Source organism: uncultured Acinetobacter sp., from assembly GCF_947626835.1.
In the GTDB taxonomy this organism is placed as follows: Bacteria; Pseudomonadota; Gammaproteobacteria; order Pseudomonadales; family Moraxellaceae; genus Acinetobacter.
In genome coordinates, this window is record NZ_CANQTS010000049.1 from 1 (window position 1) to 8,300 (window position 8,300).

8 protein-coding genes and 4 tRNA genes are annotated in these 8,300 nt (G+C 42.1%); all 12 read left to right on the plus strand.

Going from position 1 to position 8,300, the window contains the following annotated elements:
- Window positions 1-248: 248 nt before the first annotated feature.
- A complete protein-coding gene (locus tag Q0Z55_RS12190) occupies window positions 249-572 on the plus strand; it encodes an H-NS histone family protein (RefSeq protein ID WP_297429135.1) in 324 nt (107 codons plus the stop codon).
- Between the two features lie 168 nt (window positions 573-740).
- A complete protein-coding gene (gene gspN, locus Q0Z55_RS12195; protein ID WP_297429139.1) occupies window positions 741-1,484 on the plus strand; it encodes a type II secretion system protein N in 744 nt (247 codons plus the stop codon).
- Complete coding sequence (locus Q0Z55_RS12200; RefSeq protein ID WP_297429142.1) at window positions 1,484-2,305, plus strand: type II secretion system protein N; 822 nt, start codon at window positions 1,484-1,486, stop codon at window positions 2,303-2,305. The genes gspN and Q0Z55_RS12200 overlap by 1 nt, the downstream gene beginning before the upstream one ends.
- 32 nt (window positions 2,306-2,337) lie before the next feature.
- Window positions 2,338-4,521, plus strand: a complete 2,184-nt coding sequence (gene gspD / locus Q0Z55_RS12205) for a type II secretion system secretin GspD (RefSeq protein ID WP_297429145.1) — start codon at window positions 2,338-2,340, stop codon at window positions 4,519-4,521.
- Window positions 4,522-4,568: 47 nt separating this feature from the next.
- A complete protein-coding gene (locus tag Q0Z55_RS12210) occupies window positions 4,569-5,204 on the plus strand; it encodes an FHA domain-containing protein (RefSeq protein ID WP_297429148.1) in 636 nt (211 codons plus the stop codon).
- Between the two features lie 62 nt (window positions 5,205-5,266).
- Window positions 5,267-5,935 carry a phosphoglycolate phosphatase gene (locus Q0Z55_RS12215; protein WP_297429151.1) on the plus strand — a complete coding sequence of 223 codons (669 nt, stop codon included), beginning with the start codon at window positions 5,267-5,269 and terminating at the stop codon, window positions 5,933-5,935.
- A 111-nt stretch (window positions 5,936-6,046) separates the two neighbouring features.
- Window positions 6,047-7,540, plus strand: coding sequence for an anthranilate synthase component I (gene trpE, locus Q0Z55_RS12220; protein ID WP_297429154.1), 1,494 nt, complete (start codon window positions 6,047-6,049; stop codon window positions 7,538-7,540).
- Window positions 7,541-7,638: 98 nt separating this feature from the next.
- Window positions 7,639-7,714: transfer RNA gene (locus Q0Z55_RS12225), tRNA-Thr, on the plus strand.
- Between the two features lie 55 nt (window positions 7,715-7,769).
- Window positions 7,770-7,853: transfer RNA gene (locus Q0Z55_RS12230), tRNA-Tyr, on the plus strand.
- A gap of 37 nt (window positions 7,854-7,890) precedes the next feature.
- Window positions 7,891-7,966: transfer RNA gene (locus tag Q0Z55_RS12235), tRNA-Gly, on the plus strand.
- Window positions 7,967-7,987: 21 nt separating this feature from the next.
- Window positions 7,988-8,062, plus strand: a tRNA-Thr gene (locus Q0Z55_RS12240).
- Between the two features lie 152 nt (window positions 8,063-8,214).
- Window positions 8,215-8,300: GTP-binding protein (locus Q0Z55_RS12245; protein ID WP_001029592.1), on the plus strand; the 86-nt coding region annotated here is incomplete at its 3' end.

The window sequence follows — 8,300 nt, forward strand, 5'->3', positions numbered from 1 at the left end:
CCATTAGAGAAATTTGCTCAGCTTGTTGATTATCATAAGACTTTTCAAACTGTCGCACCTCATGTTTGAATTCGCCAGGCATTAATTCCAGATGACTTACGACAACAACTATTAACCAATAAATAGATTAAAATAATTTAATCAGACATCTATTATGTTTAAGTATTGTTATTATTATTGAATATTATTTTTAATAAAAATAAGATACTCGCATCAATTAAATCAATATACGATTTTGGAGTATCTACATGCCAGATATTAGCAATTTATCAGTGGAAGAATTAAAGCGTTTACAAGCCGAAGCTGAGGTATTAATTGCTTCAAAAAAAGATCAAGCCATTGAAGATGCCTATAACCAAATTATAAGCATTGCTGATAATGTTGGTTTAAGTATTGAACAGATTTTAGATTTTGGTACACAAAAACGTAAAAAAAATACCCGTAAAGCAGTAGAACCACGTTACCGTAATAAAAACAATCCAACCGATACTTGGACTGGTCGTGGCAAACAACCGCGTTGGTTGGTTGCAGAACTTGAAAAAGGTGCAAAATTGGAAGATTTTTTAATCTAAATTTTCATCGCTCTTTCATAAAACTCGTTTAGAGTACTTAAACCAAGCCAATGTGCTTGGTTTTTTTAATGCTGAGAATTGGCGGACGCTCAAATTTATGCATAATGCTCGCATACTGATGAAAAAATATCCCAAGGTAAACGTGAACAGACGATTGGTTGTAATGGGATGAGAAAAAAGCCCAAAATGTTACGTTGGTGGTTATTTGTAGCCGCTACTTTTTTAATATGTGTCTTGCTGCAATTACCGGCTGCATGGTTGTTGGCGAAATTCTCTCAAAATAACCAGATGTTGCATAATGTCAGTGGCAATATTTGGACAGGGCAAGCCGACTGGACGCGTGGTCAGTTACGTGGCTCAGTCAAATGGCAAGTGCGACCTTTAGATCTATTGCGTTTACGTGTTGCCGCGAATATTGAAGTGCATAGCGGGCAAAGCCACTTTGCAGGGATTGCCGCTTATGGCTTGGGCAAAACCATAATTGTTCAGGACTTAAATGGCCAAATTGCACCTGAAACTTTAAAATATCTTGCCAATTGGCAATGGCCTGCCAACAGTATTCAATTACAAGATGTGGCATTAAAATTAAAACGCGAGCAAGGTTTTAGCCAAGCGGCAGGCCATATTCAATGGGCAGGTGGTGCGTTGGTCTATCAATATGCGCAGCGTCAAGAACGTATGACTGTACCGATTTTAAAAGCCAATTTAATCGCATCGGATAGTAAGTTAATTATTGATACACGTGATCAACGTGACCAAAAAATGTTGAACTTAGCTTTAGATCATCAGTTGATGCTGGATGTACAGTTGACGCAACGTTTACTTATGAATGTACCTTCTTATCAAGGTAAAGCAGGTTTAGATACCTATGTATTAAGTAGTCGTCAGCCTTTAATCAAAGGAGGCTACTAATGCGTAATTGGTTAGATCGATTCGATTGGAAAAAATTAGATCAAGCAGCTCCTTTACTGTGTATTTTGCTCATCATTTATTTATGTTGGAAATTAGCTACTCTGTTTTGGTTAGTACTTGCGCCAATGCAAGCACTGCAATTTGACCGTGTTGCCTTAGGCTCACAGCAGCAAGCTGTACCCAATATCAGTCAGTTTGCTTTATTTAAAGCTCAGCAAGCCCCTGTGGCAATCAGCAATTCCAATTTAAGCTTACAAGGCGTCATGGTGGCGGTGCCGAGTCAATTTTCATCGGCAGTGATTAAAGCCAATAATGTGGGTGAGCGTTACCGTGTAGGTGAATACATTGCCGATACCCAGTATCAATTGGCTGAAGTGTATTGGGATAAGGTGATTTTACGTAGTGCAAATGGTGCTGATGAAATATTAAAAATCAATGCATTAGAAAATTTGAATCAAGATTTATCTTTAAATCAAAAATCTAATCCAGCTGTTGCCAGCATCCCCAATATTCAAACTACAGAACAAGCCCTTGGCAGTGCTGTACAGCAGATTCAAGAAAATCGGGATCAATATTTGCAAAATATGGGGGCAAGTGGCGATGGCGGTGAAGGCTATCAAGTCAGTGCACGCACGCCTTTGGTGTTAAGAAGAAAATTAGGCTTACAGCCGGGTGACCGTGTGTTGTCACTCAATGGACAAGCCTTAAATGCCGGTCAAAATGAAGCGCAACTTTTAGAACAAGCGCGTCAATCAGGGCAAGTCAAACTCGAAATAAAACGTGGTGATCAGGTGATCACCATTCAACAAGATTTAAACTGATGCACAATCAGCTCAAGGAAAACCAGTAGATTATGGCTTTATTCAATCATCAGCGTACATGGGGCTTAGTTGCTGCGGCGCCGCTGCTTGCGATGGTGAGCACAGTAAGTTCGGCGCAAACATGGAAAATCAATTTACGTGATGCAGATTTAACAGCATTTATTAATGAAGTGGCTGACATTACCGGTAAAAACTTTGCGGTTGATCCACGCGTGCGTGGTAATGTCACGGTCATTTCTAATAAAGCCTTAAATAAAGCCGAAGTCTATGATCTATTTTTAGGGGTGCTAAACGTCAATGGCGTAGTAGCGATTCCCTCTGGTAATACCATTCGCTTAGTGCCTGATAATAATGTGAAAAGTTCAGGCATTCCCTTTGATGCACGTAATCGTGCTGGTGGCGATCAAATTGTCACTCGCGTGTTATGGCTGGAAAATACCAATCCCAATGATTTGATTCCAGCGCTACGCCCACTTATGCCACAGTTTGCGCATTTGGCGGCAGTACCAGGCACCAACGCATTAATTATCTCTGATCGCGCCAGTAATATTTATCAACTTGAAAGTATTGTGCGTAATTTAGATGGTACAGGGCAAAATGATTTAGAAGCGATTCCGTTGCAATCAAGTCAAGCTGAAGAAATGATTAGTTTGCTTGATAGTATGAGTGCCACTGGTGCGGCAAAAGACAGCAAAGGCTCGCGCGTGCGCTTAATGGCAGATGCACGCACCAACCGTATTTTGGTTAAGGGTGACCCTGCAACACGCAAACGTATTCGCCACATGATTGAGATGCTAGATGTACCATCGGCAGATCGTTTAGGTGGTTTAAAAGTCTTTCGTTTAAAATATGCCAGTGCCGATAAGCTTGCCAATATTTTACAAGGCTTAGTCACGGGTCAAGCGGTTAATACTACGAGCTCAAACAATAATAATTCAAACACCAATTCAAGCAATACCAGTAGTAACAGCAACAACTCATCAGGAGCGTCAAGTATTAATACCCCAAGTATTAACTTAGGTGCTTCAAGTAATAGCAATAATAACAATCTCACCAGTTTTAGTGGGCATGGGGTGAGTATTATTGCCGATCCAAGTCAAAACTCATTGGTGGTGAAAGCCGATCCACAATTGATGCGTGAGATTGAGTCAGCCATTCAACAACTGGATATTCGTCGTCAACAAGTCTTGATTGAAGCGGCGATTATTGAAGTTGAGGGCAATGATGCGGATCAATTGGGTGTGCAATGGGCATTAGGCGATATTACCAGTGGGGTGGGCTTAATTAACTTTGATAATGTGGGCTCAAGTTTGGGCAACTTAGCGGCCGGGTTTTTAAGTGGTGGCGCAGCAGGCTTAGGCGCTGCGGCAGCAGGCAATGCTGGCACTTCGCTAGTATTGGGCGATTATCGTGAAGGCAGTAATGGTTCACGGCGTTTATATGGTGCCTTAATCCAAGCCTTAAACGAAAAGACCAAATCAAACTTATTGTCTACACCTTCTATTGTCACCATGGATAATGAAGAAGCGTATATTGTGGTGGGACAAAATGTACCCTTTGTCACAGGGTCAGCTGCGACCACCACCAATGGGGTCAATCCATATACCACGGTTGAGCGTAAAGACGTTGGTGTGACCTTAAAAGTGGTACCACATATTGGTGAAGGCGGTACGGTACGTTTAGAAGTTGAACAAGAAGTGTCTGCAGTACAAGATAAAGGTCAGGCGCAAGATTTAATTACCAGTAAGCGTGCCATTAAAACCGCAATTTTAGCCGAACATGGACAAACCATTGTCTTAGGTGGCTTAATTTCCGATAACTCAAGTTCTAACCGTCAAGCAGTACCGGGCTTAGGTTCACTACCGGGTATTGGACGCTTATTCCGTTCTGATGCTTCATTAAACGAAAAGCGCAACTTATTGGTGTTTATTCATCCCACCATTATTGGTGACCGCGATGATGTGCAACGTATTTCACAGCGCCGTTATGATCAGTTATACAGTTTACAATTGGCCATGGACAGCGAGGGCAATTTTGCCAAGTTACCAGCGCAAGTTGAAGATGTATATTTACAGCGTTTGCCAGTATCACCTTTGGCTAAAAATAGTGTCTATCAAAATGTACCTAGTGCACATAGCTCAAATAGCAGTGCAGTGGTGGCTACGCCTGTGGCAATTGAGCCGTCACAACAGCCAAAAGGCAATGCAGCACAGTAAAGCACAGCATGATATGATGCTCAAAAATCACATTAGAGACTTCTTTCATGACTTGGAAATTACAAGCGATTTCAGCTGAACTTGCTGGCCAAGAAATTAGCATCGACCGTGATATGTTGGTCGGACGTCATCAGGCTGCGGACATCGTATTACAATCGAGTGAAATTTCGCGTAAACACGCGGCATTTTTACGTGTTGAAGATGCACTTTGGCTACAAGATTTAGCCTCGTCAAACGGCACGTTTGTGAATGATACGCGCATCACCGAGCAAGTATTGCTCAAAGATGGGGATATTGTGCAATTTGCAAGTCTGAAATTCTCATTGCTTGCACCTGTAGCCGATGTTGCCATCAATAGCGACTTAGCACAATCTGTTGAAGCAGCAACTCACTCGCCTGCCAAACAGATGAATGATCAAGGTATGCCAAGCTTAAAAGAGCGTGATGCATCTGTGGAATTAACCCGTGATGGGATGCCAACCAACGTCGGTATTCCAAAGCCTGCGCCAATTCCTGAGGGTATTGATCTAAATGCTAAAACAGCAGAAAACGTAGATCTTAATGAAGTTCCGCCAGTGTGTCAGGAAGCTGAGCGTGAAACACAAAAGAACACTACAGTAGGCTTAATGACCGTGATTGCAATTATTATCATTGCAGTCTTGGCTTTTGTATTTTTTAAATAATATGCCAAAGTAAAACCACAAAGGCATGCGATCGCATGCCTTTATTTTTTGAGGGAACAATTATGTCGATAGCCAAGCTTGAGCAGCGTCAGGTTATTTTATTTGACCTAGATGGCACCTTAGTCGATTCAGCGTTTGATTTGTATCGTGCTATGAATATGAGCTTAAATGTGTTGCAGTTACCCCATGTGACCGAACAACAAGTACGTATGTGGATTGGTAAAGGCACATCCTTATTTTGCCATAGCACTTTGCAGCATTTAGTGGGTGAGGTTCATCCTGCCCAGCATCAAGAATTACTCAATACCTTTTTAGAAATTTATAACGCTGACCCATGTGTGGATACTCAAATCTTTGACGGCATTATGGAGTTTTTGGCATGGGGCAAGGCACAAGGTAAAACTTTAGTCTGTGTCACCAATAAGCCTGAAGCGCCTGCACGTGCTATTGTCGAACAGTTGGGGATGCATGACTATTTTGACGATGTGATTGGTGGAGATCGTTTTAGCGAGCGTAAACCGCATCCGCGTCAGTTATTACATTGTGTAGAAAATTATGCGGTTGAAAAACATCAAGTGCTGATGATTGGCGACTCAGTCAATGATGTGGAAGCGGCGCGCCGTGCAGGAGTAGATTGTATTGTGGTCAGCTACGGCTATAATCATGGGGAAAATATTCACGACTGTCAGCCACAACAAGTGGTGGATAATTTAACCGAATTGTTAGCTTGAATAGAAAAAAGTAAGTGAAGGATGCTCTAATGAATCAATGTATGGTTTTTCGATGGCGATGCTCTGTGTATTTATCTGAACCATCTTATCAATCCAACATAGAGACCCTACATGACCACTCAAGCACAATTTAGCCAATTACACGCACAAGGCTATAACTTAATCCCTGTTTATCGCCAACGCCTAGCTGACACTGAAACACCATTGTCGATTTTTGCCCGTTTAAAAGCCCACACCAATGCTTATTTATTTGAATCGGTAGAAGGGGGGGAAAACTGGGCACGTTATTCCATGATTGGTTTAGGTGAATCAACAGTTTTTTCATGTAATGAAGGGCAACTCACCATTCAACATGCTGATGGACAGATTGAAAATCAGGCTTGCAGTGATCCATTTCAATATATCCGTGACTTTCAAGCGCAGTTTAGAGTACCCACACAAGCAGACCTACCACAACTGCCAAGCTTTACGGGTGGTTTGGTGGGCTACTTTGGTTATGACGCCGTGCGTTATATCGAACCACGTTTAAACAATATTCCAGCATTAGACCCAGTAGGCTTGCCTGATATTTGGATGATGCTGTCTAAAACGGTAATTGTCTTTGATAACTTAAAAGACACCCTGTTTTTAATTGTACATGCCGATCCTCAAGACCAAGATGCCTATACAAAAGCACAAACTCAACTCGACCAATTAGAAGCACTGTTAGCGCAGCCTGTAATTTTACAAGCCAAACCACATACGCCACCAAAATTTGAATCGCTCACTGGTAAAGAAAAATTCTTAGACTCAATTGAAACGGTTAAAGACTATATTCGTGCCGGTGATGTGATGCAAGTTGTGCCGGGGCATCGTATGGTGTCGGATTTTGATGGCGAAGCCTTACAGGTGTATCGTGCTTTACGTCACTTAAATCCATCGCCATATTTATTTTTAGTGCAAGGTCAGACTTTACATGACCAAAAGCCTTTTCATATTGTGGGTTCGTCACCTGAAATCTTATCGCGCCTTGAAAATGGCATTGCCACAGTGCGTCCTTTAGCCGGTACACGTCCGCGTGGCAAAACTAAAGAAGAAGATTTGGCGTTAGAAAAAGATTTGCTGTCGGATGAAAAAGAGATTGCAGAGCATTTAATGCTGATTGATTTGGGACGCAATGATGTAGGGCGTATCTCAAAAATTGGTAAAGTACAGGTCACTGATCAAATGGTGATCGAACGTTATTCGCATGTCATGCACATTGTGTCGAATGTGCAAGGTGAAGTGCGTGATGATGTTGATGCGTTGGATGTTTTTAAAGCGACATTCCCTGCAGGTACACTCTCTGGTGCACCAAAAATCCGTGCCATGGAAATTATTGACGAAGTTGAGCCACTAAAACGTGGAATTTTTGGTGGCGCTGTCGGTTATTTAGGCTGGCATGGCGAAATGGACATGTCGATTGCCATTCGTACCTGTGTCATTCGTGAAAATAAGGTCTATGTACAAGCTGGAGCAGGGGTCGTTTATGACTCAAATCCTGAATCTGAGTGGACAGAAACCCAAATAAAAGCTCGCGCAGTGATCAAATCGGTTGAATTATCATCAAATGCGTTAATTTTATAGTTTTTTTTCACTTTTTTTAAAAAAACACTTGCATCGATTTTAAATTTTGCTAAACTGCACATCGTTCCGAAGCGAAACGCACGAAACACTAAGAAAGAGCCGGCATAGCTCAGTTGGTAGAGCAACTGACTTGTAATCAGTAGGTCCACAGTTCGAATCCGTGTGCCGGCACCATCTTAGAGAGTTGAGTGGTTAAAGTAAAGAACGAACACTGATGTAAGTGTAAAATGGTGAGGTTCCCGAGCGGTCAAAGGGGGCGGACTGTAACTCCGCTACGAAAGTTTCGAAGGTTCGAATCCTTCCCTCACCACCAATTTTAAGACTTCAAGAAGTGGATGTACCAACACAGTGCGGGAGTAGCTCAGTTGGTAGAGCGGCAGCCTTCCAAGCTGCATGTCGCGAGTTCGACCCTCGTCTCCCGCTCCATTGTATGAAGTACAAAAATTTGCTCTTATAGCTCAGTGGTAGAGCACTCCCTTGGTAAGGGAGAGGTCTCGAGTTCAAATCTCGATAAGAGCTCCAGATACAGTTTAGCAACTCAAGTTGCACAAAATTTCCAAGAAGCAGGCTATTTAGTCTGCTTTTCAAGTATTTGAAGTTTGGTTTTTTTTAAACGCGATGTCGGAGCTGAGTTTTACTCAGAATTGTGTTCGACGTAAACGAGGAAGATGAACATGGCTAAAGCTAAGTTTGAACGTAATAAGCCACACGTTAACGTGGGCACAATTGGTCACGTCGACCATGGTAAAACAACTTTAAC

What these genes read in the sequence shown, in the direction of transcription:
- Q0Z55_RS12190 (WP_297429135.1), top strand. Translation starts at nt 249, where the DNA reads ATGCCAGATATTAGCAATTTATCAGTGGAAGAATTAAAGCGTTTACAA.
- gspN (WP_297429139.1), top strand. Translation starts at nt 741, where the DNA reads ATGAGAAAAAAGCCCAAAATGTTACGTTGGTGGTTATTTGTAGCCGCT.
- Q0Z55_RS12200 (WP_297429142.1), top strand. Translation starts at nt 1,484, where the DNA reads ATGCGTAATTGGTTAGATCGATTCGATTGGAAAAAATTAGATCAAGCA.
- gspD (WP_297429145.1), top strand. Translation starts at nt 2,338, where the DNA reads ATGGCTTTATTCAATCATCAGCGTACATGGGGCTTAGTTGCTGCGGCG.
- Q0Z55_RS12210 (WP_297429148.1), top strand. Translation starts at nt 4,569, where the DNA reads ATGACTTGGAAATTACAAGCGATTTCAGCTGAACTTGCTGGCCAAGAA.
- Q0Z55_RS12215 (WP_297429151.1), top strand. Translation starts at nt 5,267, where the DNA reads ATGTCGATAGCCAAGCTTGAGCAGCGTCAGGTTATTTTATTTGACCTA.
- trpE (WP_297429154.1), top strand. Translation starts at nt 6,047, where the DNA reads ATGACCACTCAAGCACAATTTAGCCAATTACACGCACAAGGCTATAAC.